14 protein-coding genes and 1 pseudogene are annotated in these 14,618 nt (G+C 73.9%); 5 read left to right on the top strand and 10 right to left on the bottom strand.

Annotation, left to right across the window (positions count from 1 at the left end):
* Positions 1-54: 54 nt before the first annotated feature.
* On the top strand, positions 55-357 hold the full coding sequence (locus A3CO_RS0100660) for a type VII secretion target (RefSeq protein WP_157646900.1): 303 nt from the start codon (positions 55-57) through the stop codon (positions 355-357).
* Positions 354-1,631, top strand: coding sequence for an alpha/beta hydrolase (locus A3CO_RS29370; protein ID WP_018330304.1), 1,278 nt, complete (start codon positions 354-356; stop codon positions 1,629-1,631). The genes A3CO_RS0100660 and A3CO_RS29370 overlap by 4 nt, the downstream gene beginning before the upstream one ends.
* 34 nt (positions 1,632-1,665) lie before the next feature.
* Here the strand turns inward: A3CO_RS29370 and A3CO_RS0100650 are convergent, their stop codons facing one another.
* Complete coding sequence (locus A3CO_RS0100650) at positions 1,666-2,592, bottom strand: hypothetical protein (RefSeq protein WP_157646899.1); 927 nt, start codon at positions 2,590-2,592, stop codon at positions 1,666-1,668.
* 114 nt (positions 2,593-2,706) lie between these two features.
* On the opposite strand from A3CO_RS0100650, the gene A3CO_RS0100645 reads away from it, so the two are divergent.
* Positions 2,707-3,237, top strand: a complete 531-nt coding sequence (locus tag A3CO_RS0100645) for a peptidylprolyl isomerase (protein WP_245561398.1) — start codon at positions 2,707-2,709, stop codon at positions 3,235-3,237.
* Between the two features lie 95 nt (positions 3,238-3,332).
* Positions 3,333-4,208 (top strand): rhomboid family intramembrane serine protease, encoded by an 876-nt coding sequence (locus A3CO_RS0100640; protein ID WP_018330302.1) that lies wholly within the window; start codon positions 3,333-3,335, stop codon positions 4,206-4,208.
* Positions 4,209-4,235: 27 nt separating this feature from the next.
* On the opposite strand, the pseudogene A3CO_RS39905 reads toward A3CO_RS0100640, so the two are convergent.
* Together A3CO_RS39905 and crgA are read right to left on the bottom strand one after the other, a co-directional pair.
* A pseudogene (locus tag A3CO_RS39905) lies at positions 4,236-4,505 on the bottom strand (PH domain-containing protein); the annotation flags it as partial.
* 178 nt (positions 4,506-4,683) lie between these two features.
* A complete protein-coding gene (crgA, locus tag A3CO_RS0100630; RefSeq protein ID WP_018330300.1) occupies positions 4,684-4,941 on the bottom strand; it encodes a cell division protein CrgA in 258 nt (85 codons plus the stop codon).
* 101 nt (positions 4,942-5,042) lie between these two features.
* Here crgA and A3CO_RS0100625 point away from each other — a divergent pair, with 101 nt between their 5' ends.
* On the top strand, positions 5,043-5,699 hold the full coding sequence (locus tag A3CO_RS0100625) for an aminodeoxychorismate/anthranilate synthase component II (protein WP_018330299.1): 657 nt from the start codon (positions 5,043-5,045) through the stop codon (positions 5,697-5,699).
* Positions 5,700-5,849: 150 nt separating this feature from the next.
* Here the strand turns inward: A3CO_RS0100625 and pknB are convergent, their stop codons facing one another.
* The 7 genes from pknB to A3CO_RS0100590 all read right to left on the bottom strand — a co-directional run.
* Positions 5,850-7,817, bottom strand: coding sequence for a Stk1 family PASTA domain-containing Ser/Thr kinase (gene pknB, locus A3CO_RS0100620; RefSeq protein WP_018330298.1), 1,968 nt, complete (start codon positions 7,815-7,817; stop codon positions 5,850-5,852).
* Positions 7,814-9,235, bottom strand: a complete 1,422-nt coding sequence (locus A3CO_RS39900; protein ID WP_018330297.1) for a protein kinase domain-containing protein — start codon at positions 9,233-9,235, stop codon at positions 7,814-7,816. The genes pknB and A3CO_RS39900 overlap by 4 nt, the downstream gene beginning before the upstream one ends.
* A 4-nt stretch (positions 9,236-9,239) precedes the next feature.
* Positions 9,240-10,715 carry a peptidoglycan D,D-transpeptidase FtsI family protein gene (locus A3CO_RS0100610; RefSeq protein WP_018330296.1) on the bottom strand — a complete coding sequence of 492 codons (1,476 nt, stop codon included), beginning with the start codon at positions 10,713-10,715 and terminating at the stop codon, positions 9,240-9,242.
* Positions 10,712-12,301: an FtsW/RodA/SpoVE family cell cycle protein gene (locus tag A3CO_RS0100605; RefSeq protein WP_018330295.1), complete on the bottom strand. Its 1,590-nt coding sequence runs from the start codon at positions 12,299-12,301 to the stop codon at positions 10,712-10,714. The genes A3CO_RS0100610 and A3CO_RS0100605 overlap by 4 nt, the downstream gene beginning before the upstream one ends.
* A complete protein-coding gene (locus tag A3CO_RS0100600) occupies positions 12,301-13,665 on the bottom strand; it encodes a PP2C family protein-serine/threonine phosphatase (protein WP_018330294.1) in 1,365 nt (454 codons plus the stop codon). The genes A3CO_RS0100605 and A3CO_RS0100600 overlap by 1 nt, the downstream gene beginning before the upstream one ends.
* Positions 13,666-13,744: 79 nt before the next feature.
* A complete protein-coding gene (locus A3CO_RS0100595; protein ID WP_018330293.1) occupies positions 13,745-14,224 on the bottom strand; it encodes an FHA domain-containing protein FhaB/FipA in 480 nt (159 codons plus the stop codon).
* 10 nt (positions 14,225-14,234) lie between these two features.
* Positions 14,235-14,618: FHA domain-containing protein (locus tag A3CO_RS0100590; protein WP_018330292.1), on the bottom strand; the 384-nt coding region annotated here is incomplete at its 5' end.

Here is a 14,618-nt window from a genome sequence, read left to right as displayed (position 1 = left end):
CACAGGGTCGCGGACCGACGGGAGCGGACCTGCCGTCGGGGACGTCACCCGGGCATGAGCGATGGATTCACCGTGGACCCGGACGCCCTGCGCGACGTGGTCGAGGAGATCGGGTGGGCCGTGGACGGCGCCGGGGCGGCGGCCGAGGCGATGAGCGCGGCGGTCCGCGACCTGGCCCGGCTCGTGCCGGGCACCCGCACGGCCGAGCAGGCCCTGGCGCTGGCCCGCGAGTGGACGGCCGACGCGGCCACGTGGAACGCCGCGGCCCGCGCGCTGGAGGAGTTGGTGGAGGACACGGCCACGGACGTCGGGCTGGCCGACGGTGAGCTGGCGCGCCTGTTCGACGGCACGCGGTGAGCGACCTCGCCCCGGTGGCCACGGCGCTCGCGGCCGCGGTCGAGGCGTGGGAGCGGGCCGTGTTCGCCCTCCGCCTGCCGGCGGCGTGGCAGGGGGCGGCCGCCGACACGGCGCGGGACCAGCTCGCGCGCCTGGTCGACCGGGGCGGCGGTCTGCTGGACCGCGCCCGGCGGCTGTCCGCGGTCCTCACCGACGTGGCGGCCCGGGAGCCGTTCGACGACGTCCGTCTCGCCGCCGCCCTCGCCGGGGCGGCCCGCAGCGAGCCGGGCGCCGTCGGACCGGCCGCCGACGGTCCGGCCCCGGCGGCCGTGGGGCACTGGTGGGCGGGCCTGACGGCCGGTGAACGGGAACGGCTGGTCGTGGAGCGCCCGGAGCTGGTCGGCGCGCTCGACGGTGTGCCGGCGGCGGCCCGCGACCGGGCCAACCGTGCGCGCCTCGCCGTCGCCCGCCGGGCCGCCGAGGCCGAACTGGCCGACCTCACCCGCGCCCGCGACACGGTGCGCGACCTCGGCGGACTGCAGGACGTGGAGGCCCGCCTCGCCGGGGTCCGTGCCCGCCTCGGGCGGATCCTGGCCGTGGACGCGGCCGCCGCCGACCACGCACTGCTGGCCCTGGACCCCGCCTCGGGGCGCGCGGCGATCGGGATCGGGGACGTCGACGGCGCCCGGCACGTGGGCGTGTTCGTGCCGGGGTTCACCGCGCGGGCGGAGGACCTGCCGGCCCGGACGGCCGAGCTGAGCGCTCTGACCGGGCCGGGTGTGGCCGCGGTGGCCTGGTACGACTACGACGCCCCGCAGTGGCCCGAGGTGCTCGACCCGGCCCGGTCGGTGCTCGGCACGCGCGCGGCGACCGCGGCATCGGTTCGGCTGGCGTCGTTCCTCGACGGGGTGGCCCCGCAGGCGCACGTCACGGCCGTCGGGCACTCGTACGGCTCGCTCGTCGTCGCGCAGGCCGCGGCGACGTCCCGGGCCGTCGACGACGTCGTGCTGCTCGGGTCGCCCGGCGTGACGCCCCTGCCACGCCAACCGACCTGGGTCGCCGAGGCGCGCTTCGACGCGGTGGCCGACACCGGGTGGTTCGGCCCGGACCCGAACACCGTGGCGGGCGTTCACCCGATCGCGACGACCGGCGCGACCGGCCACGGCGACTACCTGCGCGCCGGCGGGACGAGCGCGCGCAACGTCGCGGCCGTCATCGGTGGGCGGCCGCAGGACGTGTCCGCCGACCGGGCGATCGGCGTGGGGGACCGGTTGCGGGACCTGCTGCCCCGGTGAGGGCGTGCGCACCGGGGCGGCAGATCCGGCGGTCCTAGCTGCCGGCGGGCTTGGTGGTGCCGGCCGAGCCGTTCGAGCTGGGCGTGATGGCGTCCGTCGGGCCGGACGGCGGGACGATGCCACCGGGCTGCTCGGGGTCGGGCACGGCACCGGCGGCCGCGGCCGGGGTGTTCGTGGACCCGGCGGCCGGGTTCGGAGCGGGCTTCGGCCGCGGCGCGGGCGGCGGCGGGGGCGGGAGCTCCGGGGCCTTGCGCGTGGCGACGATGGCGATGCCCGCGCCGAGCACACCGAGGGCGATCCAGAGGCCCCAGCGACGACGCTTCTTGTCCTGTTCCGGCTCGATGCGCTGGGACACCTCGCGGCGGGCCGTGGTCAGCCCGTCCTCGAGCTGGCCGCGCACCGTCTCGCCGAGGTCGCGGAGCTCGCCGACCGACGTCGGCACCGGCGACGCCTCGAGCGCCTTGCGGGCCTCCTTGACCGAGGTGGGCACCGGCGACGCCTCGAGGGCCTTGCGGGCCTCCTTGACCGAGGTGGGCACCGGCGAGGCCTCGAGCGCCTTGCGGGCGTCCTTGGCGTAGCTCTTGGCCTGCTTGCGGGCGTCCTTGGCGTAGGAGCGCGCCTGCTTGCGCGCGTCCTTCGCGGCCTTGTTCGCGCGCTTGCGCGTCTCCGCCTTGGCCTCCTGGGCACGCTTGCGGGCCTCGGCCTGGGCGTCCTCGGCCCGGGAGCGGGCCTCGGCACGGGCGTCGAGCACCCGCTGGCGGGCCTGGTCGGCAGCGGCGCGGACGTCGCGGCGCACCTCGGCGCGCTTCTTCGCACCCTGCTTGCGGGCCTTGTCACGCTCCTTGCGCGCCTGTGCGGCGGCCTTCTGGGCGTGCTTGGCCGCCTTCTTGCGGGCGCGGCGTCCTTCCTTGCGCAGATCGTCCAGGTCCTCCCTGGCACCGATCACGGTATTGCTGCTCAACGGCGACACCTCACTGTTCGTGGGCGGCTGATCCTGCCGCCATTCCCCTGACTGCTAGTGCCCGACCCGCCGGTGCGTCACACCCGCTGCTCCGTCGGTGGCACGATGACCTCCGTGACGAATGCCGAGAACGGGCCGACCGCGACGCTGCACACCTCGAACGGCGACATCACCGTCAACCTCTTCCCCGACAAGGCGCCGAAGACCGTCGCCAACTTCGTGGGGCTGGCGACGGGCGAGGGCCAGTACAGCACCAAGAACGCGAAGGGCCAGTCCTCCGGACCCTTCTACGATGGGGTGATCTTCCACCGCGTGATCGCCGGCTTCATGCTGCAGACCGGCGACCCCGACGGCACCGGCCGCGGCGGCCCCGGCTACAAGTTCGCCGACGAGTTCCACCCCGACCTGCGCTTCGACCGCCCGTACCTGCTCGCGATGGCGAACGCCGGGCCCGGCACGAACGGCTCGCAGTTCTTCATCACCGTGGCCCCCACCACGTGGCTCAACCGCAAGCACACGATCTTCGGCGAGGTGGCCGACCAGGCCAGCCGCGACGTCGTCGACTCGATCGCCGCCACGCCCACCGGCCCCGGCGACCGGCCCACCGCCGACATCGTGATCGAGTCCGTCGAGATCGCGAAGTAGGAGATCGCCAGGTAGGAGGTCGCCAGGTAGGAGGTCGCGTCGTCATTGGTCGCGACGTGACCGGACACCCACCACCGGGCGGGGACACTGAGGGCATGACCACCCCTCCGGGCGCGGACACCCAGGTCTGCGTCCGCCACCCCGATCGGCCGACCGGGCTCCGGTGCACCCGTTGCGACCGGCCGTCGTGCCCGCAGTGTCTGCGCGAGGCCTCGGTCGGGCTCCAGTGCGTGGACTGCGTCGCCGCGGGCGCGCGCACCGTGGTGCGGGGTCGGGACCTGCGACGGCCGACCGCCGTCGTCGTCCCGACCCTCATCGCGCTCAACGTCGCCGTGTTCGCCTGGACGGTCGCCGACACCGGCAGCGTCCAGGACAACACGGCGGGCGCCGTGTTCGGCGGCGGCGCCCTCGTCCCGCTGCAGGTCGCCGCGGGGGACTGGTGGCGGCTCCTGACGTGGGGCTTCCTCCACATCGGCCCGATCCACCTGCTGTTCAACATGGTCGCCCTCTGGTTCATCGGGCGGGACGTCGAACTGGCCCTGGGCCGCCTGCGCTTCTCGGTGCTCTACGGGGCGTCGCTGCTCGGCGGGTCGGCGGCCGTGATGGTGTTCGGCTCGCCGCTGACCGCGACCGCGGGGGCGTCCGGCGCCATCTTCGGGCTGATGGGCGCCCTCGTGGTGCTGCTGCGCCGCATGCGGCTCCCCGCGACGTCCGCGATGGTGATCATCGGGCTGAACGTCGTGTTCTCGCTGACGTTCCCGGGCATCTCGCTGCTCGGACACCTCGGCGGGCTGGTCGTCGGCACGGCGGTCGCGGCGGGCATGTCCTACGGGCCCGCGCGGTCACGCCCGGTCGTCGGACTGTGGATCGCCGCGGGGATCGTCGTCGCCCTCGTCCTCGCCGTCGTACTGCGCGACCTCTCCTTCGGCAGCGTCGTCTGCACCGCCACCGCCTGCCACGTCGGCGGCTGAGCGCCCGGCGCGCGCCCGCCGGGCCTGCAGGTCCGTCGCGACGTCGACGGGATCGGCGCCGAGCTCGAGGCGCCCCAGCACGAGCAGCCGCTCGGTCCCGTCGTCGTCGCGGGCGTCGATCTCGAGGTAGGCGGCGGGCAGTCCCAGCCGTCGCAGGCGCACCACGCGGACGGCGTCGACGCGCGGCCAGGGCCACACCCGCGTCCCGAGCAGGCCGCGGACGGCGAGCGCGTCGTCGGAGGCCGCGAGCCGGGGCCGCGCGCGGAGCCCGAAGACGGCGGCCGCCCCGACCGCCACCCCCGCGACCCCGAGCAGCAGCCGACCCGGCCCGTCGAGCGTGGACAGGAACACCGCCGCGAGGAGCCCGACGGCACCGATCAGCCCGAGGGCCACCGCGCCGCGGGGCGCGGCCCACTCGACCTCAGGGTTGTCCACAGGCTCCGTCCACAGTGGGGACGAATGACATCCGTGTAGTTCAGCGCCACTTCATGGTCATCAGCAGCGAGATGACGACGAGGCCGAAGCCGATGAGGAAGTTGTAGCCACCGAGCTCGGCCATGAAGCGGATGTCCTCGCCGGCGAGGTAGTTCACGACGAGCCACGCCAGCCCGATCACGCCGATCGCCAGCATGATCACGACGTAGGCCGGGTGCGACGGACCGGCGGTCTTCGTGGCGGCGGCCTGCGGCGGCGGGGTGTAGGTCGGCTTCTTGCGGACCTTCGACTTCGGCACGGGAACGCTCCTGGGGACGAGTGTGGACTCCACGGTAGCGAAGTGGGGAGACGCAGCGGAGCGGAGCTCGACCGGTGGGGTGAGCACGTAGGGTTGCATCCGTGCGGGTCCTCGTCGTCGACAACTACGACAGCTTCGTCTACAACCTGGTGCAGTACCTCGCCCAGCTCGGGGCCGACCCGGTGGTGCGACGCAACGACGCGCCGGACGTGCTCGAGCTCGCGGCCGACGTGGACGGCGTCCTCGTGAGCCCCGGTCCCGGTACGCCGGACGACGCCGGGCAGAGCCTCGAGGTCATCGGCCGCGCCGCCGCCGACCGCACGCCGCTGCTCGGGGTGTGCCTCGGGCACCAGGCGCTCGGGCAGGCCTTCGGCGGGATCGTCGAGCGCGCTCCGGAGCTGCGTCACGGCAAGACCTCCGCGGTCCACCACCGTGGCGTCGGGGTCCTCGCCGGGCTGCCCGACCCGTTCACCGCCACGCGGTACCACTCGCTGACGGTGCGGCCGGACTCGCTGCCCGACGAGCTCGAGGCCACCGGCTGGACCGCCGACGGTGTGCTCATGGCGATCCGTCACCGCGAGCTCCCGCTGCAGGGCGTGCAGTTCCACCCGGAGTCGGTGCTCACCGAGGACGGTCACCGCATGCTGGCCACGTGGATGGCCGAGTGCGGCCACCCGGTGGCCGAGGGCCTCGTCGACGAGCTGGTGCGGGACGTGCGGGCGCTCGCCCTCGCGGCCGCTCCCCCCGCGCGGAGCTGAGCCGGGCCCGGCGTCGGGGTCCCAACGCCGGGCCGCTCGGTGCCGTCGGGTGGTTCCGGTGCCGTCAGCGGGGTCAGCTGCCGTCGGCCAGGTCAGCTGCCGTCGGCCAGGTCAGCTGCCGTCGGCCAGGTCAGCTGCCGTCGAGAGGGCTCAGTTGCCGTTGGGGAAGAGTCCCCCGCCGCCGAAGACGCCGCCGCCCCCGCCGTTGTTCCCGCCGCCGCCGTTGTAGCGGCCGACGGTGACCTGGATGGTGTCGCCCTTGCCGGCCTGGCTCCCGGCGGACGGGGTCTGGCTGAGGATCTTGCCGTCCTGGTTCGGGTCGTCGACCTGCTGCGAGGTCGCCTTCAGGTTCCCGCTGAAGCCCGCCGCCGCGAGCGTGGAGATCGCGTCGGACTGCGACTTCCCGACGATGCTCGGGACGGTGACGCGGTCGCCGCCGGCCGTGATGGTGACCGTCGAGCCGACGGCCACCGTGGTGCCGGCGGCCGGGCTGGTGGAGGCCACGGTCGCGTTGCCGGTCGTGTCGCCGGTGACGGTGACCTCGAGCCCCACGCCCTCGAGCGTGCTGCGGGCGGTGTTGATCGGCTGGCCGGTCACGTCCGGCACCTTGATGGTCTGGCGCTGCTGACCCACGGTCAGCTGGATCGCGGTGCCCGGCGCGAGGAGCGTGCCCGGCGTCGGGTTCTGCGAGAGCACCTTCCCGACCTTCGTGGAGTCGTCCACGGGCTGCTGCTGCGGGACGGGGGTCAGCGTGAGGCCGGCGGCCTGCACGATCTGTTGCGCCTGGTCGGCGGTCTTGCCGGTGAGGTCAGGGGCCTGCACGCGGTCCGGCCCGCGACCCACCCGCATCGCGATGACGGTCTGCGGCGCCACCTCGGCGCCCGCGACCGGGTCGGTGCCGAGCACCGTGCCCACCTGCGTGGGGTCGGAGGCGACCGGCACGAGGTTGGGCTTGAGGCCGGCGCCGGTCAACGTGCGCAGCGCGACGTCCTGGGGCTGGTTGGTGACGTCGGGGACGGCCACCTGGTTGTTGCCCGGCGAGAACAGGAAGAACAGGCCCGCGAGGACCGCGGCCACCGCCACGATCCCGCCGATGATGCCGAGGCGGCGCCGGCCCCGGCGGCGGCGCTCCGCCTCCTGCTCGGCCTGCCAGGCCGCGAAGTCGCCGGCCTCGGTCGCCGGGCCGGTGGCGTACGCGGCCGGGCCGACGGCGCGGGTGGGGCCGGTCATGAGCGTGTTCCGCTCGTCGGCGCTCATCACCAGCGGGGCCTCGACCTGCTCGCCCTGGAGCACCCGCACCAGGTCGTCGCGCATCTCGCCCGCGGTCTGGTAGCGGTTGACGGGGTTCTTGGCCAGCGCCTTCAGCGTGATCGCGTCGAGGGCCGGCGGGACCGCCGGGTTCAGCTCGGACGGGGCCTTCGGGTCCTCGCGGACGTGCTGGTAGGCGACCGCCACCGGGGAGTCGCCGGTGAACGGCGGCTGCCCGGTGAGGAGCTCGAAGAGCACGCAGCCCGTGGAGTAGACGTCGGAGCGGGCGTCGACGGCCTCGCCGCGGGCCTGCTCGGGCGAGAGGTACTGCGCGGTGCCGATCACGGCCGCGGTCTGCGTCAGCCCCTGCTGGGCGTCGGACAGGGCACGGGCGATGCCGAAGTCCATCACCTTGACCGCCCCGGACGGGGTGATCATGACGTTGGCGGGCTTCACGTCCCGGTGGATGATCCCGTGGCGGTGGGAGAAGTCCAGGGCGGAGCAGACGTCGGCGACGACCTCGCAGACCCGGAACGGGTCCATCGGGCCGCCGGTCTTCACGATGTCGCGCAGGGTCCGGCCCGGCACGTACTCCATGACGATGTAGGGCAGCGGCACGTCGTCCGCCCAGGTCTCGCCGGTGTCGTACACCGCGACGATGGCCGGGTGGTTCAGCGCGGCGGCGTTCTGGCCCTCGCGCTGGAACCGGATCTGGAACTGCGGGTCGCGGGCGAGGTCGGCCCGGAGGACCTTGATCGCCACGTCACGGCCGAGCCGGACGTCGCGACCACCGTGGACCTCGGACATGCCGCCGTAGCCGAGGGCGGGCCCCAGCTCGTAGCGGTCGGACAGGAGGCGGGGCGCGGTCATCCGAACTCCTGACAGGTCACGGTGACGGTGTCACCGCGCTGGACCTCACCGGTGGGGGAGACGTAGAGCACCCGGCAGGCCGACGGGTCGGTCGGTTGCCCGCCGAGGACCGTGCGCACCGTCGGGGAGAGGCCGTCGTCGCGCAGCGCCGCGGCGGCCACCGAGGCGGAGCGTCCGACGTAGTCGATGTTGCTCACCGAGACCGTGTTGCCCGCCGCGGTGGTGGTCGTCGTGCTGCGGCTGCGCGTGGTCGTGGTGGTGGTCGGCGCGGCCGTCGTCGTGGTGGTGGTCGGGGTGGCCACCGCCGGCGGCGGCGCGCTCGTCGCGGTGTTCGACACCAGCACGTAGGCGAGGATGCCGAGCACGGCGAGCACCGCGACGACGGCGGCGATGGTCCCCCAGGGACCGCGCCGGGCGGGCTCCGGGCGGTGGTCGTCGCCCCAGCGGTCACGGCGCGGCGGGGGCGGCGACGACGGTCCGTCGTACGTCGAGGCCGGGGCGACGCGCGTCGCCGGGTTGACCGCCTCGGTCGCGGCGGTGGCCGCCCCAGGGCGGGGCACCGGCTCGCCGCGGCGCACCGCGGCCACGGCCCGCGCGAACTCCCCGCCGTTGGCGTAGCGCCCGCGGGGGTCCTTCGTCAGCGTCAGCTCGATGAGCTGGCGCACCACCGGGGGGACGTCGGGCGGGAGCGGCGGGAGCGGGTCGCGGATGTGCATCATCGCGACCGTCACGGCGTTCTCGGAGAGGTAGGGCCGACGGCCGGCGAGGCATTCGTAGCCGACGACGCCGAGGGAGTAGACGTCGGAGGCCGGCCCGGCGTCGCCGCCACCGGCCTGTTCGGGCGCGATGTAGTGGGCGGTGCCCATGACCATGCCCGACCGGGTGACCGGTGCGGCGTCGATGGCCTTCGCGATGCCGAAGTCGGTGATCTTCACCTGGTTCGACGGGGTCACGAGGATGTTGCCGGGCTTGACGTCGCGGTGGACCAGACCGCGCTCGTGCGCGGCGTCGAGCGCGTAGCCCGACTGCTCGAGGATGTCGAGCGTGTAGTCCACGCCGAGCCGGCCGTGCACCGAGAGGATCTGGGCCAGCGGCTCGCCGCGCACCAGCTCCATGACGAGGTAGGCCACGGGCACCTGGATGGTGCCGTTCGCCGTCGTCCAGTCGGTGGTGGTCTCGCCGTAGTCGTGGACCGCGGTGACGCCCGGGTTGTTCAGCGACGCGGCGGTGCGCGCCTCGGTGCGGAAGCGGTGGAGGAACTCGGGGTCCCCGGAGAGCTCGGCCTTGAGGATCTTGACGGCGACGGTGCGGTCGAGGCGGGTGTCCTGGGCCTCCCACACCTCGCCCATGCCGCCGATCGCGATGCGCCGGCCGATCCGGTAGCGGTCGGCGAGGAGCGTGCCCGTGGTCGGAGCCATGGTGCTACCTCCCTCCCTGCAGGGCCGCCGCGACGACCGCGCGGCCCACCGGTCCGGCCACCGAGGACCCGGTGGCGTCGTCCCCGCGGTTGCCGCCCTTCTCGACGATCACCGAGACGGCGACCTGCGGGTCGGGCACCGGACCGAACACGTCGTACCAGGTGTGCGGGGGGTTGGTCTTCGGGGAGGCCCCCCACTCCGCGGTACCGGTCTTCGACGCGAGCTGGATACCGGGGATCTTGCCGCCGCTCGTCCCGCCGTTCTCCGAGCCGATCATCAGCTGCGTGAGGGTCGAGGCGGTGCTGCCCGAGATGGCGCGGGAGAGCCGGTCGGGCTCGGTGGTGTCGACCACGGAGAGGTCCTGGCCTTGGATCTGGCTCACCACGTGCGGCTGCATCGGGATGCCGCCGTTCGCGATCGTCGCCGTGATCATCGCGTTCTGCAGCGGGGTGAGCCGCACGTCGCGCTGCCCGATGCCGGACTGGGCCAGCGACGCGCCGTCGGACAGCGCGCCCACGTCGGACTCGGCGACCGGCATCGGGATGGTCAGGTTCGGGTTCTCCATGCCGTACGCCGTGGCCTGGGCCCGCAGCCGGTCGGCCCCGACCTGGTCGGCGAGCTGCGCGAACGGGCCGTTGCAGGACTTCGCGAAGGCGACGGAGAAGGCGACCGTCGGTCCGGGTCCGCACCGCTCGCCGTCGTAGTTCTCGAGCGTGGTGGTGCTGTCGGGCAGCGTGATCCGCGGCTCCGCCGTCACCGGCGTCTGCGGCGTGATCATGTTCGCCTCGAGCGCGGTCGAGGTGGTGACCAGCTTGAAGGTCGACCCGGGCGGATAGGTCTCCGAGATCGCGCGGTTGACCAGCGGCGAGTCCCCGCTGTCCGGGTTGTAGGACTGCCAGGCGTTGCGCTGGGTCTGGCCGTCGTGGCTCGCGAGCGGGTTCGGGTCGAAGGAGGGCGTCGACACCAGCGCGAGGATCTCGCCGGTCTGCGGCCGGATCGCCACCACCGAGCCCTGGTAGCCCCGCGACACCATCGCCTGGTAGGCGGCCTGCTGGACCTTCGGGTCGATCGTCAGCGCGACGTTGCCCCCGGCGGGCGCGCGGCCGGTGACCACGTCGGAGATGCGGCGGACGAACAACCGGTCGTCGGAGCCGTTCAGCACCGAGTCCATCGAGCGCTCGATGCCTGAGGTGCCGTAGATCTGCGAGTAGTAGCCGGTGACGGGCGAGTACATCGGCCCGTTGGAGTACTGCCGCAGGTACTTGAAGCGGTCGTCCGTGGCGACGCTCGCGGCGAGGACCTGGCCGCCCGCGGAGATCTGGCCCCGCTGCCGGTTGTACTCGTCGAGCAGCACGCGCTGGTTGTAGGGGTTCGCCTTGTACTCGTCGGCCTTGACCACCTGCACCCACGTGGCCTGACCCAGCAGCAGCACGATCAGGCCCATGACCACGAGGGAGACCCGACGCAGCGGGGTGTTCACTCTCCTCGGGTCCTTCCGCGTGGCGGGGTGGGGGGACTGTGGCCGTGGGGCGGGGTCGCCACCCCACTGCGCGACACCATCTCGGTGTGGGCCTCCGCGAGCGGGGTGCGGGGCGGGGCGGGCGCGACGCCGGGTTCGGGCCTGCCCTTCTCGGACGCGGGCCGGCGGGCGGCGTCCGAGACCCGCAGCACGAGCGCGACGAGCACGTAGTTCGCCACCAGCGACGACCCGCCGTAGGACATGAACGGCGCGGCCTGGCCGGTGTTCGGGATCAGTCCGATCACGCCGCCGGCGACGACGAAGACCTGGATCGCGATGGTGAAGCCGAGGCCCGCGGCGAGCAGCTTGCCGAAGGTGTCGCGCACCGCCAGCGCCGTCCGCAGCGCCCGCGTGGCGATGAGGCAGTAGAGCATCAGCAGGGCCATCAGCCCGATGAGGCCGAGCTCCTCGCCCATCGAGGTGAAGATGAAGTCGGTGCTCGACAGCGGCACGAGTTCGGGCCGGCCGGCCCCGAGCCCGGTGCCGAGCATGCCGCCGGTCGCCATGCCGAACAGGCCCTGGCTCACCTGGAAGGTGGAGTTCGACGGGTCGGACAGCGGGTCGAGCCAGGCGGCCACCCGGACCTGGACGCGGTCGACGAAGGTCCAGGCCGCGAGCGCGCCCGCCCCGAAGATGACCAGGCCGATGAGCACCCACGAGGCCCGCTCGGTGGCCACGTAGATCATCGCGAGGACGATCCCGAAGAACATCAACGAGGTGCCGAGGTCGGACTCGAAGACCAGGACGCCCATCGCGACGACCCAGGCGATGAGCAGCGGCGCGAGGTCCCGCGGCCGCGGGAAGGTCATGCCCAGGACGTGCTTGCCCGCCGTCGTGAAGAGGTCCCGCTTGGAGACCAGGAAGGACGCGAAGAAGACGGTGAGGAGGATCTTGGCGAACTCGCCGGGCTGGATGCCGACACCGCCGACGCGGATCCAGATCTTCGCGCCGTTGACCTCGGAGAGCGCCGAGGGCAGCAGGGCCGGCAGGGCGAGCAGGAACAGCCCGGCGAAGCCCACCGTGTAGCCGAAGCGGGCCATCGCCCGGTGGTCGCGGACGCGCCAGAGGACGGTCACGAAGAGCGCGAGCCCGAGGGCCAGCCAGGCGATCTGGCGCAGGGCGTTGGCGTCCGGCGCGGGGTCACCGTTCAGGGCGGCGCGCAGGGCGAGTGCCAGGTCGATCCGGTGGATCATGACGAGGCCCAGCCCGTTGAGCAGGGCCGCGCAGGGCAGGATCACCGGGTCCGCGTACGGCGCGAACTTCCGGACGGCGACGTGGGCCGCGGAGAACAGCGCGAGGTAGGCGAGGCCCAGGTAGAGCAGCTGTAGCGTGAGCTGCTGGTTCTGGTTGGCCTCGACGAGCACCAGCGCGCCCGTGGTGAGCACGGCGGCGAACGCGAGCAGCAGGAGCTCGATGCCGCGGCGGGTGGAGACGGCGGCGGCGACGACCGGCCGGAGCGCGGTCCGGTCCGCGGGCATCTCGGCGGGTGCGACGCCGGGCCCGCCGGTCCGACCGGCTCGGGACGCGGCCTGGGCGGGGCGGGCCATTACTGCACCGCGCGGCAGTCGCGTCCCGGGACCTGCGGGGACGGGGACGGGGCGGCCGCCGTGACCGGGGCGCCGGGGACCGCCGGCTGGCCGGGCTGGGTGGCCGGCTGACCGGGCTGGGTGGGCAGGACCGGTGTCGGCGGCTGGCACTCGGGCAGCAGCTCGTCGGTGCGCAGCCGGTCCACGGTGCGGTGCGCCGAGTCGAGGTCGGAGGTGGGCAGCGAGTCGCCCTGCACCGAGGTGCGCCCGACCTGCGTGAGGTCGGAGACCTTCAGCCCGGTCTGCTCGGAGACGTCCTGCAGCTTCACGCCGAGCACGTCCCCGCGGACCCCCTGGTAGATGACGACCTGGTCGCCGGACGTCCCCACGTAGTACTGCTGGGCGATCCACAGCCGGGTGACGAGCAGACCCAGGCCGGCGAGCACGAGGACCCCGACGACGGCGAGGACGACGGCCAGTCGACCGCGGCGCGGGCGGGCATGGCCGCGGGCGGCCTCGGCGCGCGAGGCGAGCGGGTCGGGGCGCGACGACGGCTCGGCGCGGGTCAGCGTGGCCGCCGAGGCACGCGCGGCGGCCGAGTCGGCCGGGGGCGGGTCGGCGCGGCCGTCACCGGCGGCGCCGCCGTAGATCGGCTCGTGCTCGCCGTAGTCCACGTCGACGACGTCCGCGACGATGCACGTGACGTTGTCCGGTCCGCCGCCCTTGAGCGCGAGCTCGATCAGCCGGTCGGCGCAGCTCTGGGGATCGGCGATGGTGAGGGCGTCGGCGATCGTCTCCGCGCTGACCACGCCGGAGAGGCCGTCCGAGCAGAGCAGGTAGCGGTCGCCCGCGCGCGCCTCGCGCACCGTCAGCGACGGCTCGACGTCGTGCCCGGTGAGCGCGCGCAGCAGCAGCGACCGCTGCGGGTGGCTCGCGGCCTCGTCCTCGGTGATCCGGCCCTCGTCGATCAGGGACTGCACGAACGTGTCGTCCCGCGTGATCTGGGTGAGGACGCCGTCGCGGAACAGGTAGGCCCGGGAGTCGCCGACGTGGACCATCCCGAGGCGGCTGCCGGCGAACAGGACGGCGGTGAGGGTGGTCCCCATCCCGTCGAGGTCGGGCTCCTCGTTGACGAGCTCGGTGATGGCGTCGTTGCCCTGCGCGGTCGCCTCGGCGAGCTCTCCGAGCAGGTCGTCGCCCGGCTCGTCGTCGTCGAGGGGCACCAGCGCCGCGATGACCAGCTTCGAGGCCACCTCACCCGCGGCGTGGCCGCCCATGCCGTCCGCGAGCGCGAGCAGACGCGGGCCCGCGTAGACCGAGTCCTGGTTGTTCTGGCGGACCAGGCCCCGGTCGCTGCGGGCGGAGTAGCGCAGCACCAGGGTCACGGGACGATCCTGCACTCAGGGGCACGGAGCGCCCGCACCCGGGTGGGCGGCGGCGGTGTCATCACGGTGGCGTCGCAGGTCATGAGCGGAGCTCGATCACGGTCTTGCCGATGCGGATCGGCGTGCCCGGGGGCACCTTGGTCGGGCCGGCGACCTTGTTGCGGTCGAGGTAGGTCCCGTTGGTGGACCCGAGGTCCTCGACGTACCAGTCGTCGCCGGACTGGGAGATACGGGCGTGCCGGGTCGACGCGTAGTCGTCGTCGAGCACGAGCGTCGAGTCGTCGGCGCGACCGAGCATGATCGGCCGCCCGTCGAGTGCGATACGGGTGCCGGCGAGCGCACCCGCCGTCACGATGAGCGCCTTCGGCCCGGACGAGCGACCCCCACCACGGCCCGGTTTCGTCGCCCCTCCCTTGGAGGGACGTCGACCTGGAACCGCGGCCCGTAGTCCCGACGCGGCATACAGGTCGGATCGCACGACCCGCAGCGCGGCGAAGACGAACAGCCAGAGCAGCGCGAGGAACGCCGCCCGGGTGAGCTGGAGGACGAGTTCGGGCACGAGGCGCGCGTCAGCCCTGGGCGCGGAACAGCAGCGCCGAGTGTCCGACCCGGATGGTGTCGCCGTCGGCGAGCTGCCAGGTCTGCACCGGGGTGCCGTTGACCGTCGTCCCGTTGGTGGACCCGAGGTCGGACAGGGTGGCCTGCTGGCCGTCCCAGCTGATCTCGAGGTGGCGGCGGGAGACACCGGTGTCGGCGAGGCGGAACTGCGCGTCCTGGCCGCGGCCGATGACGTTCGCGCCCTGCACGAGCTGGTAGCTGCGGTTCGAGCCGTCGTCCAGCGTCAGCGTCGCGGTCATCTGGCGGGTCTGCACGCCGCCGTAGCCCTGCTGGCCGTACTGGTCGTACCCACCCTGCTGCTGGCCGTAGGGGTCGTACCCCTGCTGCTGGCCGTA

Origin of the sequence: Actinomycetospora chiangmaiensis DSM 45062 (genome assembly GCF_000379625.1) — a bacterium.
GTDB lineage: Bacteria > Actinomycetota > Actinomycetes > Mycobacteriales > Pseudonocardiaceae > Actinomycetospora > Actinomycetospora chiangmaiensis.
The sequence above is the reverse complement of the archived record's forward strand: the minus strand, read 5'-3'. Positions and strand labels throughout refer to the sequence as shown.

Coding starts and splice junctions, on each gene's coding strand:
- A3CO_RS0100660 (WP_157646900.1), top strand. CDS start 55: ATGAGCGATGGATTCACCGTGGACCCGGACGCCCTGCGCGACGTGGTC.
- A3CO_RS39900 (WP_018330297.1), bottom strand. CDS start 9,235: ATGGCTCCGACCACGGGCACGCTCCTCGCCGACCGCTACCGGATCGGC.
- A3CO_RS0100605 (WP_018330295.1), bottom strand. CDS start 12,301: ATGGCCCGCCCCGCCCAGGCCGCGTCCCGAGCCGGTCGGACCGGCGGG.
- pknB (WP_018330298.1), bottom strand. CDS start 7,817: ATGACCGCGCCCCGCCTCCTGTCCGACCGCTACGAGCTGGGGCCCGCC.
- A3CO_RS0100640 (WP_018330302.1), top strand. CDS start 3,333: ATGACCACCCCTCCGGGCGCGGACACCCAGGTCTGCGTCCGCCACCCC.